16 protein-coding genes and 1 pseudogene are annotated in these 22,007 nt (G+C 36.5%); 11 read left to right on the top strand and 6 right to left on the bottom strand.

All coding sequences use genetic code 11. The features are described 5' to 3' along the window. The first annotated feature begins 642 nt into the window (after positions 1 to 642). Positions 643 to 2,328, top strand: coding sequence for an arylsulfatase (locus L0P88_RS17805; RefSeq protein ID WP_247131255.1), 1,686 nt, complete (start codon positions 643 to 645; stop codon positions 2,326 to 2,328). A 36-nt stretch (positions 2,329 to 2,364) separates the two neighbouring features. Next, positions 2,365 to 4,380, top strand: coding sequence for a hypothetical protein (locus tag L0P88_RS17800; protein WP_247131254.1), 2,016 nt, complete (start codon positions 2,365 to 2,367; stop codon positions 4,378 to 4,380). A 44-nt stretch (positions 4,381 to 4,424) separates the two neighbouring features. On the opposite strand, the gene L0P88_RS17795 is transcribed toward L0P88_RS17800, so the two are convergent. From L0P88_RS17795 to L0P88_RS17780, 4 genes are all read right to left on the bottom strand, one after another. Further along, positions 4,425 to 5,819, bottom strand: a complete 1,395-nt coding sequence (locus L0P88_RS17795) for a sulfatase (protein WP_247131253.1) — start codon at positions 5,817 to 5,819, stop codon at positions 4,425 to 4,427. A gap of 283 nt (positions 5,820 to 6,102) precedes the next feature. Next, a complete protein-coding gene (locus L0P88_RS17790) occupies positions 6,103 to 7,665 on the bottom strand; it encodes a RagB/SusD family nutrient uptake outer membrane protein (protein ID WP_247131252.1) in 1,563 nt (520 codons plus the stop codon). Between the two features lie 6 nt (positions 7,666 to 7,671). Further along, positions 7,672 to 10,998 carry a SusC/RagA family TonB-linked outer membrane protein gene (locus L0P88_RS17785; protein WP_247131251.1) on the bottom strand — a complete coding sequence of 1,109 codons (3,327 nt, stop codon included), beginning with the start codon at positions 10,996 to 10,998 and terminating at the stop codon, positions 7,672 to 7,674. Positions 10,999 to 11,284: 286 nt separating this feature from the next. Continuing rightward, positions 11,285 to 12,445, bottom strand: coding sequence for a FecR family protein (locus L0P88_RS17780; protein ID WP_247131250.1), 1,161 nt, complete (start codon positions 12,443 to 12,445; stop codon positions 11,285 to 11,287). A gap of 155 nt (positions 12,446 to 12,600) precedes the next feature. Between L0P88_RS17780 and L0P88_RS17775 the strand changes: the two genes are divergently transcribed. The 9 genes and pseudogenes from L0P88_RS17775 (at position 12,601) to L0P88_RS17740 (ending at position 20,873) form a co-directional block, all read left to right on the top strand. Next, positions 12,601 to 13,185, top strand: a complete 585-nt coding sequence (locus L0P88_RS17775; RefSeq protein ID WP_247131249.1) for an RNA polymerase sigma factor — start codon at positions 12,601 to 12,603, stop codon at positions 13,183 to 13,185. Positions 13,186 to 14,063: 878 nt separating this feature from the next. After that, the gene (locus tag L0P88_RS17770) at positions 14,064 to 14,555 is read left to right on the top strand and encodes a hypothetical protein (protein WP_247131248.1); all 492 of its coding nucleotides are present in this window, start codon (positions 14,064 to 14,066) and stop codon (positions 14,553 to 14,555) included. 64 nt (positions 14,556 to 14,619) lie between these two features. Further along, the gene (locus tag L0P88_RS17765) at positions 14,620 to 14,937 is read left to right on the top strand and encodes an MBL fold metallo-hydrolase (RefSeq protein ID WP_247131247.1); all 318 of its coding nucleotides are present in this window, start codon (positions 14,620 to 14,622) and stop codon (positions 14,935 to 14,937) included. Further along, a pseudogene (locus tag L0P88_RS17760) lies at positions 14,927 to 15,382 on the top strand (IS481 family transposase); the annotation flags it as partial. The gene L0P88_RS17765 and the pseudogene L0P88_RS17760, both read left to right, overlap by 11 nt. 114 nt (positions 15,383 to 15,496) lie before the next feature. Then, positions 15,497 to 15,973, top strand: coding sequence for a hypothetical protein (locus tag L0P88_RS17755; protein ID WP_247131246.1), 477 nt, complete (start codon positions 15,497 to 15,499; stop codon positions 15,971 to 15,973). A gap of 122 nt (positions 15,974 to 16,095) precedes the next feature. Further along, positions 16,096 to 18,273 (top strand): hypothetical protein, encoded by a 2,178-nt coding sequence (locus L0P88_RS17750; RefSeq protein ID WP_247131245.1) that lies wholly within the window; start codon positions 16,096 to 16,098, stop codon positions 18,271 to 18,273. A 6-nt stretch (positions 18,274 to 18,279) separates the two neighbouring features. Continuing rightward, positions 18,280 to 19,014 carry a signal peptidase I gene (gene lepB, locus L0P88_RS17745; RefSeq protein ID WP_313791571.1) on the top strand — a complete coding sequence of 245 codons (735 nt, stop codon included), beginning with the start codon at positions 18,280 to 18,282 and terminating at the stop codon, positions 19,012 to 19,014. Continuing rightward, complete coding sequence (lepB, locus tag L0P88_RS24170) at positions 18,999 to 19,298, top strand: signal peptidase I (RefSeq protein WP_409557691.1); 300 nt, start codon at positions 18,999 to 19,001, stop codon at positions 19,296 to 19,298. The genes lepB (L0P88_RS17745) and lepB (L0P88_RS24170) overlap by 16 nt, the downstream gene beginning before the upstream one ends. A gap of 498 nt (positions 19,299 to 19,796) precedes the next feature. Beyond that, complete coding sequence (locus L0P88_RS17740) at positions 19,797 to 20,873, top strand: Fic family protein (protein ID WP_247131244.1); 1,077 nt, start codon at positions 19,797 to 19,799, stop codon at positions 20,871 to 20,873. Positions 20,874 to 21,109: 236 nt separating this feature from the next. Here L0P88_RS17740 and L0P88_RS17735 read toward each other — a convergent pair whose 3' ends face one another. Together L0P88_RS17735 and L0P88_RS17730 are read right to left on the bottom strand one after the other, a co-directional pair. Next, positions 21,110 to 21,514 (bottom strand): PEGA domain-containing protein, encoded by a 405-nt coding sequence (locus L0P88_RS17735; protein ID WP_247131243.1) that lies wholly within the window; start codon positions 21,512 to 21,514, stop codon positions 21,110 to 21,112. Between the two features lie 17 nt (positions 21,515 to 21,531). Then, complete coding sequence (locus tag L0P88_RS17730; protein WP_247131242.1) at positions 21,532 to 21,798, bottom strand: hypothetical protein; 267 nt, start codon at positions 21,796 to 21,798, stop codon at positions 21,532 to 21,534. Positions 21,799 to 22,007: the final 209 nt, after the last annotated feature.

Below are 22,007 nucleotides of genomic sequence, written 5' to 3'. Positions count from 1 at the left end.
GAATTCTTTAAAGCCCCAAATCTCTCATAAACAGTGGCTTTACGGAGTAAATGAAAAACGTAGCGCTGCGTAAGCACGTTACCCTCTTGCTTCTTCATTTTTCCCGCTGGTCAAAATTCCCAGCCACCTGACCAAAAGGTCAGATGCTTTTTTTAGGATTTTACATTCCGTCCTGTCCTATATTGATGTGTGCGGTCTATATGGAAAGTCAAATCAAAAAAGTAGATAACCATACTTAAAAAAATGTCGTATTCAACCTTATAGATATAGTGCTTTTATTATCAAAAGAAAAACGTTTTTTTTGGTTAGGCAAGGCGAATTTGACGCGAATAGCACCGTTATCTAAGGAAATTCAACGCAGGATAACCAAAATAAGACGCATAAATAAGATAAAAAGGATAAATTCCTAACAGTTACTCAGGCCAGCTGGTAAAATACGGATCTTTTCCTCCTCAGAGAACTTTCGACAGGTCTTTCTCTTGATCTCTTATGCAATATATACTGTGGTTTTCTTCATTAGAAGGGGTGGTATTCGATTTTGGCGTCGTTTATACTAATAAGACAAACAAAGATATTTAACTCAAGTCCCACAAATAAAAATGTTGCACGAATTTTCGACAGACCAAAAAGGTAATTTTTAGAATGGATAATCGAATAAAAAGTTTAAACGTCAAGTTTATGGCTAAAGAAGCTGCAATAAATAAACTTCAACAAGTAGAGCTATGGATTGGAAGTACTGAAAATGAAAAGTTGTTTCAGGGGTATGTCAAAGCCACAGCAATAATGAATACAGATGTAGGTAAATATGACAAAAAAAGGGCTAAGGCAGTTATTCTACGCCAAATCAGCAAAGAGAAGGGCAATCGTTACAAACCAATGAAAAAAAGAATTTTCTCATGTGCTGCGACAATTTTGTTTTTTTGGGCACAAAGCTGTCAACAACCGAAGAAACGACAACCGGAACATTCTCCCAACATTATCTACATTTTAGCCGATGACTTAGGCTATGGCGATCTCAGTTGCTACGGACAAACAAAATTCAGTACACCTAATATCGATGCCTTGGCAGCCAATGGTATCCGATTTACGCAGCATTATTCAGGTTCTACAGTTTGTGCCCCGTCCCGAAGTACTCTAATGACTGGTCAACATACAGGACATAAGCCTATAAGAGGAAATAAGGATGTACAACCTGAAGGGCAACACCCTATTGCTGACGAGGTGGTTACCATAGCTGAGGTACTTAAAAAGCAGGGCTATGCTACAGGAGCATTTGGCAAATGGGGATTGGGATATCTCAAGTCTGAAGGAGATCCCGTAAAACAGGGTTATGACCGGTTTTATGGCTATAACTGCCAACGTACCGGGCACAACTACTATCCTTACCATCTGTGGAGCAACGATCAAAAAGTGATGCTCAAGGAAAACGAAGGTGATATGGATGGTGCCTATGCGCCGCAGTTGATTCATGAAGAGACACTTGCCTTTATTGAGGTCAATAAAGACCGTCCTTTTTTTTGCTATGTACCCAGTATAATACCTCACGCCGAGCTTAAAGTACTGGAAGAATATATGGACAAGTATCGTGGCAAGTTGGAACCCGAGAAATCGTATAAAGGCTGCGATGCAGATTGTCCGCATTATAAAATAGGAAGTTATGGATCTCAACCAGAGGTTCATGCAGCCTTTGCGGGTATGATACATTTGTTGGATGAACAGGTTGGGGAGATCATCGCTAAAGTAAAAGCCCTAGGCATTGAAGATAATACGCTTATTATTTTCACTTCAGACAACGGGCCACATTTAGAAGGAGGAGCCGATCCGGATTATTTCGATAGTAACAATATCTATCGGGGTTATAAATGCGACCTCTATGAAGGAGGAATTCGTGTTCCCATGATTGCCAGTTGGCCTGGACAGATTACACCAGGGACCACTACTGATCATGCTTCAGCCTTTTGGGTTGTATTGCCTACTGTAGCGGAACTTTCAGGAGCTGATATGCCCCAACCTATTGATGGGGTTTCTTTTGTCCCCACCTTATTAGGAAAAGACCAGCCAAAACACGATTACCTGTACTGGGAGTTTCATTCCAATAATAATAAAACAGCACAGGCGGTTTTGATGGATCATCACTGGAAGGCTATCCGAAAAGTTAAGAATAGAGCATTTACACCTGTTGAGTTGTACAACTTAAGATTTGATCCCGGAGAGCAGAACAATTTGGCATCCAATCATCCAGAATTGGTCAAAAAGGCGATGGCCGTTATTGAAAAAGAACATGTGGATTCTCCAGTAGAACACTGGCAATTCGATGTGAACCGTTAACAAAAACTTTTTAAAATAATAATACAATTTAGATAAATGAAAAACTGCTTTAAGTATTTAGGCCTTAGCCTATTGTTTCTGATATCCTGTAACAAGGATTTTAATATTCAAATAGAGGAAAGCTTTAAAGAAGCCAAAGCTTATACCAAAGGAAATACTTTGAATATCTCAACGGGTAAAATCACCCGTGTTTGGGAATTGACACCACAAGGGTTATTGACGCAATCCATAGAATCTTATAAATCTCTGGGAAGCCCTTTTGGTTCTGATTGGAACCTGAGTGGCATCCTCTCAGAAAATGCTGAAGCCAAGCTAACAGAATTGACCACCAGGAAATCCAATGATTACGGTTTTACCTCTGACCATTTGGAGGTGACTGCAGAGTTCGAATATCCAGGCGATGGTGTTGGTGTTAAATATGTGGTATGGGCATACCCAAATGCCACAGGACTACGTACCCAGTTATTTGTGAAAAAGTTAGGTAATTACAAAGACAAGGGTTCAACGGATTCTACAAGTGTGACCAGGGCAGAATATATACCTTTGAAAACGGAGGGTTCCGAAACTTCTTTAATCGGCTATTATAACGATACCCAACACCGTAACACCAGGGAAACAGAGATTCTGAAAGAAGAAACAACCCGTGGAAAAGGAACTTACAACTGGGCCAGTGTTATCGATATAAAATCCAGGGACAATGGTATAATTCTAGTACAGGAGTCGCACAAATGTGTGAATCAACAAGGCGTACATACTGGGGCATTTTATGTCGATGAACCCGGAGTTTATGCCTCAGGCCTTGGTATAAGTGTAGATGATTTGACAGAAACCTATAATCCTTTATGGGCCTATTGGGTGGTGTCCTATCAGGGTGATGGCAGTGACCGTCAATTAGCATTAAAACAATTCGATAGGAAACGTTTTCCTATCGACCCTAAACGGGATATTTATATTATGGCCAACAACTGGGGTAGTGGTGCTTCGGGTGATGAAAGCAAATATGCATCTCGAGAAGCCAATACCCTTATTGAAATAGAAAGTCAAAGAGACCTTGGAATCGATCTTCATCAGGTTGATGATGGCTGGCAGGGCAACCAATATAACATCTGGGATGCACCCGCAAAACAAACCAAAACCAAAACCTATGGCGTCTATGACGTTTATCCTAAGGGTTGGACCAATATCAAGGAAGCCGCTGAAAAGGCTGGTGTCAGATTAGGACTTTGGGCGGCATGGACCATCCCTGGAAAGGACTTGTTAGCGCAATACAAAACAGGAGGGTTCACTTCTTACAAACTAGATTTTGCCAATCTGAATAGCTATGAAAAATTGCATGGTTTTGTGAATAAGGTCAGACAGTTTGTTCTGGATACCGATCATAAGGTAAGAGTAAACTGGGATGTTACGGAAAACCCACCAAGAATCGGTTATTTCTATGGTAGGGAGTACGGTAATATTTATTTGGAGAACCGAAAACCCATGATTCCGGAAAATGTAGTATACCGCCCACACCTTGTTCTTCGCGATGCCTGGCAGGTAGCCAAATACACCAACCTGAACAAGTTCCAGGTGAGTGTTCAGAATATCGATCGGGTCAATCGAAAAGAAAGCGATGCTTATTTGCATAATCATCCATATTCGGTAGCCATTGCTTTAATGGGATCTCCCATTTTTTTTCAGGAGACTCACTACTATACCAATGAAGCCAGAGACCAGATCAGGACGATTCTAAAAACTTACAAAAAACATCGGGATGCCATGTACAAGGGTTATGTATTCCCTGTAGGCAATAAACCTGATAATTCGAGCTGGTCAGGATTTCAGAATTACAACCCTGAAATCAACAACGGATATCTAACCATTTTTAGAGAAATCAATAATGGGGAAGCTACAAAAACGATGAGGCTGCATTTTATTAAGAATACTACACTCATTTTAACAGACTTGCTCACAGGAGATTCCGAAGAAAAGGAAGTTGATGGTGAAGGAAATATTGACTTTGAGATAAGCAAAGTAGCAGATTTTAGATTTTATCAATTTCAAGTGAAGTAAATATATCATCAGCGCTATGCGGTTCTAGAAATGGTTTAAACTCCTTATTCCCTATATTCAGGATTTAACATCGTTGGAATAGGTGCGTCCATTTCTCTTTGTTTTTGGGTCAATATAGCCATCATTTCCTTTAGTTTTTCAGGATGGCTTTCAGCTAAATTGTTTCGTTCACCAATATCGTCGGTCAAATGGTACAATTCCAATCCGTTATCCTCAAAATATTGATGTAGTTTCCAATTGTCGTAAACCAAAGTAGAACCTGGTCGTGTTCTAAATAAAGGATCTCTGGAATCGTCCATTTTATTATTATAATTTTCTAGGTATATTGGAAAATGCCAAAAAAGAGCTCTCTTTTTTATAGTGTTTCCTTTCAGGATTGGTAAAATGCTTTTACCATCCAAGGTTTTATTGGGAAGTGATACTTTGACTATTTCTTGAAACGTTGGAAAAAAGTCCATATTCACAATAGGTACGTTTGTATTAGAATTAGGTTTTATCTTTCCGTGCCATTTAATAATGGTTGGTACGCGAGTACCACCTTCATAATAGGAGCCTTTCCCAGCCCGCAATGGGTCTTGCCTGGCAATGTATCTAATTCCTCCGTTATCCGAAGTAAATACGATTATGGTATTTTTATCGAGATTCAATTTTTTGATTTCCGAAAGTAGCCTACCAACATTGATATCCATTGTTTCGACCATCGCCGCATAGGTAGGATTGATATTTTTTAGGTTATTGGTCTTTGATTTGTATTTCTCAATTAATTCCTTTTTGGCAAGAATAGGGGTATGCACCGAGTAAAATGGGACGTATATAAAGAATGGAGTCGCTTTATTGGTGTTTAGAAATTTTATCGCTTCACTGGTCAATCTATCTGTTAAATGTTCGCCTTCGGGACCATCTTCCAAGTTGGCTACATTATACGGACTAAAATATCCATTTTTTCCAGGGTTGCCACGCAGGTCTCCGGCCACGTTTACGTCAAAGCCTTGCAAGGTCGGGTCTTTGCCCAAATGCCATTTTCCGAAAGTCCCAGTGGTGTAGCCTGCTTGTTTAAACATTTCAGCCATAGTAAACATCTCTAATTGCAGGGAATCCGTATTTTTTGTCGGGATTAATCTACGATCTTTGGCCTTGCCTCTTGTGGAAGGCGAAACCGTATAAATGCCATGACGGGGTGTATTTTGACCTGTCATCAGGCAAGCTCTGCTGGGCGCACAGTTAGCGGCACCAGCATAACTATTAGTGAACACCATACCTTCTGTCGCAAGTTTATCGATATTGGGAGTTTCAAAAAAATCGCCCCCCATATAGCCAACATCTTTCCATCCCAGGTCGTCGACCATAATAAACACTACATTCGGTCTTTCGTCTTCTATAACTCGATCTTTGCTTCCTAGGCAAAAAAGTAGTACTGAAGCTATATATAGGTACTTCATTGTTCTAAATTTATTGGATTGAATATTTTATCCGGTTACAATCAATTTGTTTAAATCCCTTCACTGTTTAAGGATGAATTTGCGGAACATGTCCTAAAAAAATCATCCGAAAATTGTTTCCGGGTGAATTCTGCAACATAGGCAACTATGCTACCAAAAAACCAAACTAACTCAAAGCATTTTTAAACTAACATTCTGTCAAGTAAGCCTAGGGAACTTCCCCTCCAAGTTTCCACAGCACCTTCGTGCCAATTTCAAAGAACTGCCACTCCGTTCGTGACCCTCAATAACCCGGATTCTGTTCTATTTGGCCAGGCTCTAAAAATTCAAAATCGTCTATAGGGAAGGGCCACAACAAATGCTCGTTGCCAATATTGCCCGTTGGATTGAATAATTCATTAATATAGGTTTGTGCCAGTACTTCTTCGATAAGTCGCCCCCATCTATTTAAATCATATCTTCTATGTCCTTCGCCTGCCAGTTCCCAACGACGTTCGTTAAAAATAGTTTCAGCTATTAAAGATTGGTCTGAGCTTGAAAATACCGGTCTATCCGGTTCATACGCCCTAATTTGAATGTCATTGATTTGTTCAGATGCCTGTGCAAATAGTCCCAGATTATTATAGGCTTCTGCCAGCATTAATTTTACATCGGCCAATCTAAATACAGGAAAATCGACTCCCCTGCCACCTCTAGGGTTTGCATCTTCTAATAACCCCCAAAATTTGGACAAATAACGCGTGCTGTTCGGGTCGCTAATATCTAGTTCATCACCTCGTACCCCCAATTTAAATCCTCTATAGGTATCCGTTGCGATGGTAGCCTGTCTCGTATCATCAGCCGCAATACTCTCAACAAAGCTTGGCAAGCCTAAATTAATGCCAAAACCATTGAACAATTCACCGTTTGCAGTTAATGTTTCCCTTAAGGTCATCCCATCGATGATCTCTGAATTGCCATCTCCCGGTTGGTCACCCAATCTGGGGACGTGCATATCGCCAATATTACCGCCGGTCCCACCAGGCTCTTCTCCAGAAATTCTTTGAGATTTAAATATGATTTCCGGATGGTCGGTATCACTGAATCCGTTAGATATATACCAAAGGTCATCATAACTATCGGCCAACATATGTGGAGAGGACGTCAATATCTCTTCTCCCGCTTGCCGAACTCCATCCCAGTCATTTTGTGTTAAGTGGTATTTCATTCTTAGGGTCTTTGCTGCCCACCTATTGGCCCTACCTTCTCTATTTCCTGAAGGCAGATCTGCTGACATGAGGTTTTCGGCCCGCTGTAGATCTGCCACCATATCCTCAAATATGGTTTCCTTAGGCGTTTGAGACAAAACTCTCCTTTCATCAATGGTCAAATCATCTCGAAAATAAACTATATCTCCCCATAAATGTGTTAAATGATAATAAGCCAATGCTCTAAGAAACAAGGCTTCTCCCAATATGGTTTCATCGGTAACGTTTGGATTATCTTCAACATTGGCAATTAGAAAATTTGCATTGGCAATTATCCTGTACATTCTAGTATAAATACCCTGCGATGCACCTAAATTGGTCGCAGACAATAGATAATTTGTATGTGGTGCATGTACTGTGGTTCCATTTCTATTACGGGTAGTTATATCTGTTCCTAAATCCAAACAAGTAACACTCCCAGAATACATATCCCCAGAGCTGAACTGCCCATATAAGCCAAACAATACAGGTTCGCTTTCAGAATTGCTACCGAAAAGGCTGCTTGATGATAAAAGCCCATCAGTGTTTTCTTCTAGGAAATCTTCACAACTAGTGCCAAAAACCAGCACTAAAACCAATAAACATTTAATTGTTCTCATAAGTTTTTAAAATTTAGCATTAATCCCAAGAGTGAATGTTCTATTACGAGGGTAAAGGCCATCATCAACACCACTTCTTGTGTTGTTGCCACCAAAGCCAACTTCGGGGTCATAACCCTTATAATTGCTAAACACAGCTAAATTGTCCACTAAAATGTAAAGGTTTAAATTTGAGACCCAGTCTATTTTATCCGTAGGCACATTATATCCCAGCCTAACATTTCTAATTCTCAAATGTGAGCCGTCCTTGACCAATTGTGTATTGGGTCTAGCAAAAGTACTTGAAAACGCTCCAGCTCTAGGAACTCGTGTGTCTGTGTTTTGTGGCGTCCATCTATCCAATACATCTGGAAACAAGCTTGAGTTAAGGCGCCCAAAAAAACCAGGCTGTTCTAATCCAAAATAGATATCATTTCCATATGAGCCTTGTAAATAAATATCCAAACTCCAGTTCTTATAGATAAAACTATTATTAATACCTCCTGAAAATTTGGCTTCTGGATTCCCAATAGGTTCATAATCCTCGTCTGTAAGAGCTCCATCACCATTAGTGTCCCTAAACTTTCCCGAACCAGGTACAGTGGAGCCATCAACAAAAACAAAATCGTTATCTGAATTCGGTGGTTCGCCGGACGCGACATCTGTAGATTGGTTGGCCAGTGCTGCATCTATTTCTTCCTGTGTTTGGAATACACCTAAATACTCGAGCCCATAAAATAAGACAGGAGATCCAATGACCAAGCGCGATTGACCTACTGCATTACCACCGAAGTTAGACCGTATTTCATCATTGCCTTCGGACAATGCCAAAACCTTGTTTCTATTTCCAAAAACGGTTATATCGGTAGTCCATCTAAAATCTTTTTTGTCCACAACTGTTGCGCCAACGGTTAACTCTAGGCCTTTGTTAGAAATACTCCCAACATTGATAAGTTGGTTGGGACTTTGCAAACCAACAAATCTTGGTACATTTTGTACATTTACCAAAAGGTCATTGGTAGTTTTGTCATAGTAGTCGAATTCAAAACGTAGGCGATCATTGAAAAAACCCAATTCTAAACCTATATCTATTTGATCAGTGGTTTCCCACTCCAAATTAGGGTTCGCCGCTCTAGCTTGTTGAAGCCCCAGAGTTGCAGCATCATTAATAATGGCATTTTGCCGTTGTAAAATGGAAAGTGTCCTATATGGCCCTATGGCCTGAGATCCAGAAACCCCGAAACTAGCTCTCAATTTTAACTGACTGATAAGATTGGAATCTTCCAAAAATTTTTCCCTGCCTATATTCCATGCAGCTGAAACAGAAGGAAAAAAAGAATATTTATTATCGACAGCAAACACGGAAGACCCATCGAGCCTACCTGCCAATGTTAATATATATTTACTTTTGTAATTATATATTAAGCGAGCTGGAAAAGACACTAATTGACGCGTTGAAAGGCCAATCGACGCGGTATTCAATAGTGGGTCCGCCAAGATTAGACTACTTGTTCCATTAGCATCATTGGGAATGCCATCTCCACCGGTTGTAGTTGCTTCTGTTCTATCAGTCTGCCATGTAAACCCTATTACAGAATTAATAGAATGATCACCAAATTTCTTGTTGTAGCTTACAGTATTTTCATTTAACAAACCCACAAAAAACGATTGATTGACCCTTACAGAGGCTTGGTTCCTATTTGGTGCTTGCGCGGAATTGAAAACATCTTGTTTGGCATAAACTAAATTTGACCCGATAGTAGATCTAAAGACCAGTCCTTCAATGGGCTCATATTGTACATAAAAATTAGCTAATGCATTTAACCTACGGGTTCTATTGCCATTAAATTCGAAAAGAGCTTCTGGGTTATTGAAGTTAGCCCCATTTACCGGACTTATTACCGTATATTCACCGTCTTCATCCCTTATCGGAATAAGAGGGTTGGCATCTATAAATATTGATCTCCAATTTATTAATGCATTATCTCTATCCGTAAAACTTACATTGGACCTAGTTCCGTAGGAGAATTTTTTTGATGTATTTGCGTCAATATTAATCCTTACTTGGTAGCGCTCTATTCCTGATTCCCTTATGACACCTTCCTGATTAAAATAATTCAAAGAAAGAAAATAATTCAAATCATCAGAATTGCCTTGCACTGAAAAGTCCAGGTTTTCTGTAATTGCTGTTCTTGATATCAGGTCTTGATAATCAACATTTGGCACATCATCAACATCAGGATATGTAGGTAGTGCCCCTTCAAACTCATCAACTTCATTAACATATTGTGCCAATTCTGGGCCAGAGATTATATCTAGCTTTCTGACAATATTGGATATTCCAGTATAATGATTAAGGTTAAATTGAGGTTTTGAAGTGCCTACACCTTTTCCGTTTTTAGTTGTAATCAATATTACTCCATTGGATCCACGTACTCCATAAATGGAAATGGCACTGGCATCTTTTAGTATTTCTATCGATTGAATATCATTTGGATTAATGCTGTTAAGGTCAAATCCATCAGGAGTCAAGAAGCCATCCACCACAAATAAGGGGTTATTATCCCCATTAATTGAATTGGATCCCCTAATTCTTATCGAGGCCGCACTTCCTGGTGCACCACCGGTTGCAGCAACTGACACGCCTGCAGCTCTTCCCTGTAATGCCTGATCCACTCTCGCTACAGGAATATTTTCCAATTGTTCTGGATCAACAGAAGATACCGATCCAGATAAATCACTTTTTTGTACTGTACCATATCCCACAACCACAACTTCATCCAAAGCTGCCGCACTTTCTTCTAACACAACATTGATATTGGTGCGTCCCTGAAGCGGGATTTCTTGGGCATTAAACCCAATGTAAGACACAACTAAAACTGCATTCTCATCCTCGACCAGAATAGAAAAATTCCCATCAAAATCCGCCTGGGTACCATTGGATGTTCCCTTTTCCACAATGTTGGCACCAGGCAAAGGTTGTCCATTAACATCTTTTACAACTCCAGAAATGTTGGTAGACTGCTGGTTTGGGGAGGTGGTAGGAGGTTTCTCTTTGATTGCGACAAGATTGCCATTGGTTATACTTATCTCAAGATTGCCATGAGACAAGCTACGGCTAAGCAACTTATTTGCCCTTATGATACCTTTTTTGAGCGGTATTTTTGGATAATTCTTGAAAATACCCTCTTCATAAAAAAACTTGTAATCGGTTTGTTCCACAATGAGGTCAAAAACCTCATCCACTGTCGCCATCTTGTCTTTATCTATCTTGATTTTGGGATTCTGCGATAACAAATTGCTGGGGACAGCAGCAAAAATAGCCGTACAAAACAAGAATAGAAATGTTCTCATAATGTTCTTTAAAAGCTTATTCCCAAATGGAAAAAAGCATTTTTCGAAGTCTAATTTCATAACTTTGTTAATTATTGGTTTGTTATACAATTTGGTATTAAATCAATAATGGCATAAGGGGGTAGGGTTACTTACTTTGACGGGTAAAACCTTATCCTCTTTTTTTATAAATTTTGGATTTATTTCATAGGCAGAAGAGTTAGTTTTGAGTTGTTAGCAATTGATTTTCATTATGTTGGTTGTCTTTTGGCCAGCTCGGATTGACCACACGGCCATCATTTATATTTCATCTTAGTAAAATGGTTTTGTCCCTGATCTCATATTCCTTTATCGAGGTCGATTTCATTATTGACAATATTTCTTCTACTTCCTGATGTTTTCCAATAACCCCCCTGAATCTTAAGGTTTCCAAATCCTTATTCTCAAAAACAACATCGGCATCATACCATCTGGATATAACTTTCATGATATCCTTCAATGGTTTTTCGCGAAAAATAAAAACCCCATCCTTCCATGAGACCTCACTTTCAACGTCAACATCATCAACAATCACCTCGTTACTTTCCACATGAAGAATTGATTGTTGACCAGGAGCCAGATTTTCCCTTGAAGTACCATAAATTACCGAAACGCTTCCCTCGACCAAAGTTGAATAAATATTTTTCTCGTCTGGGTAGGCCTTTATATTGAATTCAGTGCCCAATACCTCTATTTTCTGGGATTGATTTAGCACCAAGAACTTTACCCCGTTATGCTCTATACTTGGAGATACGTCAAAATACGCTTCTCCATAAATCAATTCCACTTCCCTTGGCCTATCCACTACGAAGCTCACAGGATATTTTAATTGTGTTTCGGAGTTCAACCAAACCTCGGTTCCATCTGCCAATTTGAGAAAATACTCTCCTCCCCTTGGAACTGTCAGGTAGTTGTATTTGATATCCTTAGCGTTTTCTTGGCCAGAATAAACAATTTCCTTGCCATTGCTCTTAATGTTCTTGGTTTCATAAGTGTGCTCAGAACTCAAATCAACCACAGAACCATCCTCCAATATCAAAGTAGCCTTATCGGACCCTGGCTTGATTGTATCATCAATAGTTGGCGAGGACACAACAGGGTCATTTAAATCCCTATTTTCAATAAAATAAAAATAACCAAGTATTAACGCCACTACCAGTATCGCCGCATATTTCATAAAATTCGGCTTCACTGCCTTTTTCCCCTGATTGACTTTTTCTTTTCTGATTTGTTTTAGAATGATCCCCTTAGCTCTTTTTTTGTCATATTTACCTACACTCATATTCATTATCGCGTTGGCCTCAATATACTCTTGAAACAATTGTTGGTTTTCAGGATTTCCTACCCATAACTCCAATTGTTGGAGTTCATGGATATCCGCCTCTTTGGCCAGAAATTTGACAATTAAGCTTTTTATTCGATTCTCCATTTTTATAAATCACTCTTCATATCACATAAAACTTATGCAACATATTTACTTCAGAGTTTCGGACTTAATATCTTTTCGTTTGGTTATATCATAAAAACGAAACCGAAACTGAATACCACCCTTCTTAATCAAAAAAAAATTACATTTGGGAAGGTTTGAAAAGAGAAATCAACAAAAAAAGACTTGTAAAAGGACTCATTAAGGGAGAGGAAAAAGCCTATGCCTATTTGGTTGACGAATACTACAAGGAACTTTGTGATTATGCCACCAATCTTTCCAGAGATAATTTCAAATCAGAAGATATTGTGCAAAATGTCATAATTCAGTTGTGGAGGAAGCGCGAAAAACTGGATAAGACCATTTCTATAAAAAATTACTTGTATAGATCTGTTTATAATGAATTTGTTGACGTGTATAGAAAACAGATGTCAATAACCGCTCTGGAAAAAAAATATATAGAAGGGTTGGATTCATTTGTTGAAACCCAAGATGAAAGTCGGACTTTTAAACTTCTTACCGCGGTGGAAAAGGAGATAGAACTGCTACCACCAAAGTGCAAAGAAACTTTTTTACTTAGTAAAAAAGAGGGGTTGACCTATAATGAAATTGCCGATTATCTTAATATTTCAGTTAATACGGTTGAAAAAAATATGGTCAGAGCCTTTTCAATCCTGAGAAAAAAAATGAAACAAAAAGTAAACCACCTTTTGTTTTTTCTTTTTGGCTATAGGATATCATAACCCTGAGTATCTGTTTTAGCATTCTTTATTGGATTTTCTTGCCATTGGGGAACTGCCCACCGAGCGGAAATTCGGAAAAGGTCCAATCCATTATCTATTCAGATTAGGTCTTGACCATACAGCAGAATTGTTTTGAATTAAGGTGGTGAATCTTTTGATTTCATACAGTCTCACAATTCCAGATGACCTCCTGCTCTTTGGTTAAAAAATAACTTAAGGTTATTCGTAAAAAATCAAAACAATTCAAATGAGTAAAGAGGAAAAAAGAAAATGGAAAAAGTTGGGGGAACCCAGCAATTTTAAGGAAAACAAAAAGGGCTTCCAATCTCTCGAAAGCCCTTTGTTTACTATTGTCGGGGTGGCAGAATGAACCATCTAACTATACCGAACTGTTAATCAGCACTTTAAATTGTTTTTTCTAAATATGTACACCTAATTGCGCACTAAAACCATAAAAAGAACTTAGAAGATATGATTTGCTCTTCTTTAAGGCCGTAAATGTATAAAAAATATTAAACAGCTATTTGTAATAACAGCTTTCATTTTTTTTGTCAAGCTTAAATTTTATCTGAATTCTTTTTCCCTAATAATCCCAATGTTTGACTAAAATCTTTATTCATGGGGTATGCAATTGAATGGTAATTTGAGATTGAACAACTTAATCACACACATATTTTACATGTTAACAGCACGTTAGACAGTAATTCTAACTAAATTTTAAGACTTTTTGTCAGCCAATTTAACTTGGCACAGTATTAGACAATTTTTTGTAAATCAAAACATTACACGTTATACAGGGAACTCTGTTCCCATTTATCACAATATTTTAAAGTGAGGAAATTATCCATCACTGACAGGATGTTCAATCATTATAGGCAATGAAAGAATTGTTTGAAAAAATATCATCATATAATATTTTCAATTACTTACTTCCAGGAGTGATATTTGGGTTTTGGATTTCAAAAGAGGCAGGCTTTGAGATTGATGGAGACATCCTGACCAAAGCTTTCATCTACTACTTTCTGGGATTAGTTGTAAGTCGATTTGGTTCATTGGTAATAGAACCATTTCTGAAATGGGTAAAGATTGCAAAATTTGAATCGTACAAAGACCATATCAAAGCTTCAAAGAAAGATGACAAAATTGATTTGCTTTCAGAGGTAAACAATATGTATCGAACCATTATCGGCCTAATTTCTTTGATTGGATTAATCAAAATATATCTATGGATTGAAATGAAGTTCACATGTCTTGTAAATTGGAGGATCCCTATTACACTGATTGTCCTCTTACTGATGTTTACATTGTCATATAGGAAGCAAACAGGTTATATTTCAAAAAGAATAAAATCAAATCTAAATGGCAAATGAATGTACCATTGCCATATTAGGAAGCAAACAGGTTATATTTCAAAAAGAATAAAATCAAATCTAAATGGCAAATGAATGTACCATTGTATTTTGGGATGTCCAACATGGTCATTCCACATACATTAGAACTCCAAACGATAGACATATTGTTGTAGACTTAGGAACTGGTGACCACTCGGGAAATGATTTAGAGTTCAGTCCATTAAGGCATCTTAGATACAATTACAGGGTTAATCAACTGGATTATGTGGTGATTACGCACCCTCATTTGGACCATATAGATGACATTCTTAATTTCGACCTGCTCTCCCCAAAAGTTCTTCACCGTCCAAGACAACTTACTAATGATGAAGTAATGGACGGGATAAGGGATGGCCATTGAACTTCCCGCCTATGGGCAGTTACGGGTGTCCAATGAACTTAAGAAACGGGGAACTTTCATATCCCCCGGCGGTGTACGGAGTGTTTGGCTGCGCCATGACCTGGAGACCTTTAAAAAACGGTTGAAGGCCTTGGAGGCCAAATCCGCCCAAGATGGCTTCGTGCTGACCGAGGCCCAGTTACAGGCCTTGGAGCGTGCCAAAGAGGAAAAACAGGCCCACGGCGAGATAGAGACCCACCACCCCGGTTACCTGGGCGCACAGGACACCTATTATGTCGGTTCGGTCAAAGGAATCGGCCGTATCTATGCCCAGACCTTTATCGACACTTATTGCAAGGTGTCGTTCGTAAAGCTCTACGACCGTAAAAACGCCATCACAGCGGCCGATCTGCTCAATGACAGGGTCATCCCGTTTTTCCAGCAAAAAGAGCTTCCCTTGTTACAAAAAAGGGAAGGCTACATTGTCACACAGGAAGGACTGAATATTGAATATCTTGACAAAGATGATAGGGAAGAAAATCTAATTATAAAAATATTTAACGCGGTAAAAATTTAATAAATGAAAAAAGTATATTCAAGCGTAATATTGGTATTTATCATATTTTCATGTATCTGTGTATCGTGCAAGAATCACAACGATGATCCTGAACTAAAAGCTATAAAATCTTTCATGGAAAACATAAATATGGATTTAACCCAGCAATGGATTGTTATTCTCCCGGGGTTGGGTTGCCAAGGATGTATTAAAGAAGCAGAAATCTTTATGAAGGAAAATATAGAAAACGATAATATCCTATTTGTTCTTACCAAAATAGAATCTATCAAGACTTTGGAAAATAAAACAAATCTTCGTCTAAAGGATTATTCTAACATATATTTAGATATCAGAGATGAATTGAACATTCCTACCAACAACACAATATACCCATGTGTTGTTAAAATAAAAAATGGAATTATAGAAGGTTATGAATTTCAATCACCTCAAAACAGTAGTGCATTTGTGAAGCTAAAACATCAAATTACCACAAAAGAATAATGTATGATCCCTTTTTTCAAATATTAAGGGTTGTATTGGGAGGTATCTCATGTTTAGCTACAATATTCTCTTTTTCCCAAGAACATAAATCTGTAGCAGATTCTTTAGTAAACAACCTCCAGATGCATACTGAAAAATTAGCTTCGGATTTAGGTTATCTCCAAACCAATAAGGACATCTATGAAACGGAAGAAGATTTATGGTTTAAAGGATATTTGTTGGACTCCCAATATTTTGTTCCTTCTCAACGAAGCAAGGTACTTTTTATTCAACTGATAGAAGACCATACCAATAAACCTGTTTGGGAGGAAAGATATGAAATAGAAAATGGATTTGTTGACGGCCATCTAATACTAAATGACTCTTTAAAAGAAGGCTCATATACATTGACAGGCTATAGCTCATATACTTTTTTTAAAAATATAGATGAGTTTTCTTTTTTAAAGAAAATACACATAGTAAAAAGTATAAAGAATAAAACAAAGCCTAATTCTTATATCAATGATGGTAATTTACATTTCAATACTTTTCCTGAAGGGGGATATTTGATATCTGACATTGAAAACAAACTTGCATTTAAAGCTTCTGATTCTGTTGGTGTACCAAAAGAGATATCAGGGACATTATTTGAAAACAACAAACCATTATTAAAATTTAAAAGCCAACACGATGGTATGGGAACTTTGAACTTCATTCCAAATTATAGCAAGAACTATCATATTGAAATTAATCAAACAAATATCAAACACTCTTTACCCAAAATGTTACCTGATGGAATAGCAATGGAGGTAATATCCAATAATAATAATAGGTTGGTTTTCAAGATTACACAAACTAAAAATTTGAATAGTCAACGAGTTTATTTACGGACGCAAATACGGGGTATAGTTTACAATATTGCAATAGCTAACTTAAATCGAGAGACCCAAATACAAATTCCTTTGCGGGATTTGCCGCAAGGCATTGCAGAAGTAACTCTTTTTAATGAAGACCTAAAACCACTTGCCGAACGTTTAGTATATGTCAATCCTCATAAAACAATCTATATAGATATTTCGGAAAATGAAGATTATTATAAAGTTCGAGATAAAATTACTTTAAAAATAAGTGCATCGAATGAAGAAAAAAAACCAGTAATTGCTCATATAGGTATTAGTGTCTTTGATAACCATTATCAAAACCAAAAGGATAACAAAAACATTTTGTCTCACTATTATCTTTCTACACAGCTAAAAGGTAGGATATACAACCCTGGTTATTACTTTGAGGAAAACAACGAAAATCGACTAGAAGCATTGGACTTATTATTACTTACACAAGGGTGGAGAAAATATATATGGAACAGTGAAAGTGTTAAGAAAAGAAATATTACGTCCATTGTTTCGGATACTATCCGGGCCAAAATATTTACAAAAGGTAAAGTTGAAAAATCAAAGGAATACTTTATCAACGCTTTTACAGGAAATAAGGGCAAATCAAAATTTATCGCAGTCAACTCTAAAAATCAATTCTTGATTACTGATGAAGTTTTAAAAATGGGGGAACAAGCATATATATACCTTAAACCTTTAACGCCTCAAAAACCCAAATATAAAATTGAATTAGGTGATGCTTCATTTGATGATATAAACAGTATTAGGGGTTCAAAAACTATACAATATCCACTACCAAAATTGTATGAAGAAAAATCCACATCTCTTGAAAACTTTATCATACCCAACAAAACTATTGAACTTGAGGGGGTTACTGTTGAAGCTCAAAAGCCCAATATTATGAGAGATAAATATTTAGCTGTTTTAGACAGTTTAACCAAAATAGATATGAACACAGATTATGTGTGTAAATCTGGTATACTAAACTGTCCCATACATGAGTTTGATCATACAAACAACACATTACCCATAGAAGGCAAATCATATGAGCAATACATGGGGTTTGAGTGGAAAAACGGACCAGGCAGCAGTTATAGGTTTAAAGGTCTTAAGACAGAAAAATATCGATATCCTAAATTCACAGAAGAATACTTGCTCGAAAAATTCAACTTAAGAATATTGAAAGGATACTATGGTAAGCGGGAGTTCTTCAATCCTACTTACAAAGACAAACCGGAAGAAGATGTTTTTCCTGATTATAGAAATACCTTATATTGGAACCCTTCTATTATTACCGATGAAAATGGAGAAGCCAAAATAAGTTTTTATTGTTCGGACATTACTGGTAAGTTTATAATAAATATAGAAGGTGTTAGTGGAGAAGGTTATCTGGGTAATGAAATTACCAGTTTTATTGTAAGAAAATAGAATGTTTTGAGATATTATAAGAATATAGTTTTATTATTTCTTGTAGCACATATATGGTTCTCAGGTCTAGAATGGCTGTCTATTCTATTAATTATATATTATTCTCTTTTTCAGGGGGCAATTTATTTGTTGGCCTTCATTCGTGACAAATTACTACAGAACATAATAAAGGTATTTGTTTTATTGCCGTTCATTTTTTGTGTGTCTATCACTTTAAAAGTCTTGATATTTGATATTTACAAAATCCCTAGCTCTTCAATGAAAAATTCATTGTTTAAAGATGATTTTATATTTGTTACCAAATTTAAATATGGGCCTAAAATTCCTAGCTCTTTTTCAGAAATTCCATGGATTAATATTCTGTATCAGAAAAAGGAACAAAACCTACATACTAAAAATTCATTTTATTGGAGTGATAAAAGATTAAAAGGAACAACTCCGATAGAAAATAATGATATTGTCGTTTTTAGCGGCATTAAAAACAATAAAAGCATCATTAAGCGTTGCATAGCTACACCTGGTGATACTTTACTGATAAAAAACAATAAAATATACATAAACAATAAAATATTATGTAATGATAATGTGATACTCGAAACCAGTAATTTGAATTTAAAAAAAGATATTATTAACGCTAATAAAAATTACGCTCAAGTATATCCTAAATCCAAATATCATCATTGGAGCTCAGATAATTATGGCCCTTATGTCATACCAAAAAAAAAATGTCTATCAACTTAACGCCTATTAGTTATGCATTATATTCTGAAGTAATCCATACTCATGAAAATTTACCTATAGAAAAGGTTGGAGACTGTTTTTATTCAAATAAGAAAAAAATCACTACATATACGTTCAAAAAAAACTATTATTTCGTGATGGGAGACAATAGAGAAAATTCAAAGGACTCCAGATATTGGGGCCTTCTTCCCGAAAACAACATAGTAGGGAAATTTGAATTTGTGTTGTTTTCGTTTCATAATCATAAGTTTAGATATGATAGACTATTTAAACTTGTAGATTAATTACACCCATAAATTAAGTTGACACTATCCCGATAAGTGTGTAAATTAAAAATAAGGATCTGTAAATTAAACTCTGTCTGGGCTTTCAATCCCTCCGGGGCTAGCCCCGGAGGAATTGGTGCTTAATGAGAGCGGTATCCGCTTCCCAAATTTAATATAAAGACTTAACCACCCTTTTATATCGCACTGTTTTTCAGTATTTTATTTCATTTTTTCAAAATATGTACACCTAATTGCACACTAAAACCTTAAAAAGAACTTTGAAGATATAATTTGTTCTTCTTTGATGTTATAAAGGTACAAATTTTATTGGCTTTCTATTTACATCGTTTAATTTGGTGGTTTCCGATAAGAGAATAAAGATAAGGGGGAAGCGATGAATTATTGAATGTATAGAATATCTTAAAACCTTATCATATCTTTTTTATATGTAAAGAAAATTAGATTTTCTTATCAAAAGAATTACATTTGTAAAGAAAATTAGATTTTCTTATCATTATGACTAATTTCAAACTAGAAAAACTACCCATATCAAAAGATATTGAGACAAAACAAGTCTTAAAAAAACTTAACCAAGCCCATAGGGCGCTCGCTGAATTAAAAGGTTTGGTCTCAAGCATTCCCAACGAAAATATACTGATCAATACGTTAGGTCTCCAAGAAGCTAAGGATAGTTCTGAAATTGAAAACATAATTACAACCCACGATGACCTTTACAAAGCAGAATTAAACCTTGACGGTTTGAAATCCTCGGAAGCCAAGGAAGTTCAAAACTATATATCCGCTTTAAAAATAGGATATTCCTTAATATCCAAAAAGAATATCTTGACCAATAACGATATAATCCAAATTCAATCCGAACTCGAAAAAAATAATGCGGGGTTTAGAAAGGTTCCTGGAACTGCCTTGAAAAATGCCACTACCGGAGAGCTTGTCTATACGCCCCCCCAAGATTACGAAACCATCAAAGACTTAATGTCCAATCTTGAACAATTCATTAATGACGACAGTCTATCAGAATTTGACCCAATAGTCAAAATGGCCATCATTCATCACCAATTTGAGAGTATCCACCCATTTTATGACGGAAATGGACGAACCGGTAGAATAATCAACGTATTGTATCTTGTAATGAAAGGTCTACTTGACCTGCCAATACTTTACCTAAGTAGGTATATTATTGGAAACAAGGCCAAGTACTACGAACTGCTACAAGAGGTACGAATTTCGGATAATTGGGAGAATTGGTTAATATACGTCATACAAGCGGTAGAGCAAACTTCTATACAGACCATTGCATTGATTAAAGAAATTCAAATTCTTATGCTTGAATATAAACACTTGATTAGGGATAATTATAAATTTTATAGTCAAGACTTATTGAACAACCTATTTCAACATCCGTATACTAAAATTGAATTTATTGAAAGGGATTTAAGCGTGTCCAGAATAACAGCTGCGAACTACTTGAACAAATTAGCGAAAGATGGAGTTTTGACAAAGCAAAAATTAGGAACTGGAAATTACTATATCAATCATAGATTATATACAATTTTAACAACCAAAGTAATTTAAGGTTGGAAAATAATTTATGCAGAAAAATTCCTGATAAAAATTATATGTGGTAGTATCCAATATATCATCTTTCGTAAATGCCAAATTTTATAGTTGAGCACTTCGCAAATAAACACGAATCTTTCGATTAAGAACAAAAGTCCTATGTTTTTTATCATTGTTATGTGCAGACTTTTATTCCGATTTTTTTAATTGTCCAATTTTTTCAGAATTCGAGTCAATATCCATACTTATTTTTATGAATAATTTACCATTTTCCGTATGTAGGTAGTTCCGCTTTTCGGACTTCCATTTATTTCTTCGGGTTTTAACTTATGCATTGCTCCAGTTATCGGATCAATTATAATTCCAATTAGTCCCCCAAAAGCAATATTACCAATGTACCACGCATTGAATTTTCTCTCCAATTTCGTTTCATAGGTTTCATATCTGTCCAATTTGAGTGCCAAATTGTATTCTTGATTTCTTTTTAGATTCTTTTGAACAGGTGTGTTCCCTACTCCTATTTCGTTTATGTAAACTTTTGCAGAAGTAGGTTCTGAAGCAATTTCCACATTTTGTCGTGAACCGGATATAATCGTAGCACAGCTTGTTAAAAATAGCACGAATGAAAGTAGGATGGTTTTAACAATAATTCTCATTGATTTGTTTTTGATATTTAGTCAAGTTTTAATTTGTATTGCGGTAATGATGAAACATCTCCTTCGTATTTATAAAGTTCGATTTTTAGTCGGTAGCAACTGCTCCATAAATCAGGTTTCTTTTTATCTATGACCTTTACAATATTTGCGCCGTTCTTTCTTGCCTCAATCCTTGCTTGATTCATTAAACTATTGAGGCTACAGTCTGTAGAAAACCCAGAATCTTGGAATCTTAAATCTCCAATTTTTGTAATTCTTTCGGGTAACTTGTGTTCAATGTCCATAAGTGCCACTTTTTCATCAATGGATAGTTTGGGTTACGAGTTGATAAAATTTGATGTGATTTTTGGACTACAACTTGTTAATCCGATTACTGCCATCAAAAACAGCATTTTAGTCATTTGTTTCATATTTGTTTTAATTCTCGATTTTTATTCAGTTTGCACATAACGTATAGCTGTATAAACATAATATTACGTTTGTTCCTCATATA

Source organism: Muricauda sp. SCSIO 64092, from assembly GCF_023016285.1.
Classification (GTDB): Bacteria; Bacteroidota; Bacteroidia; order Flavobacteriales; family Flavobacteriaceae; genus Croceivirga.
This window is presented reverse-complemented; position numbering and strand designations above follow the sequence as displayed.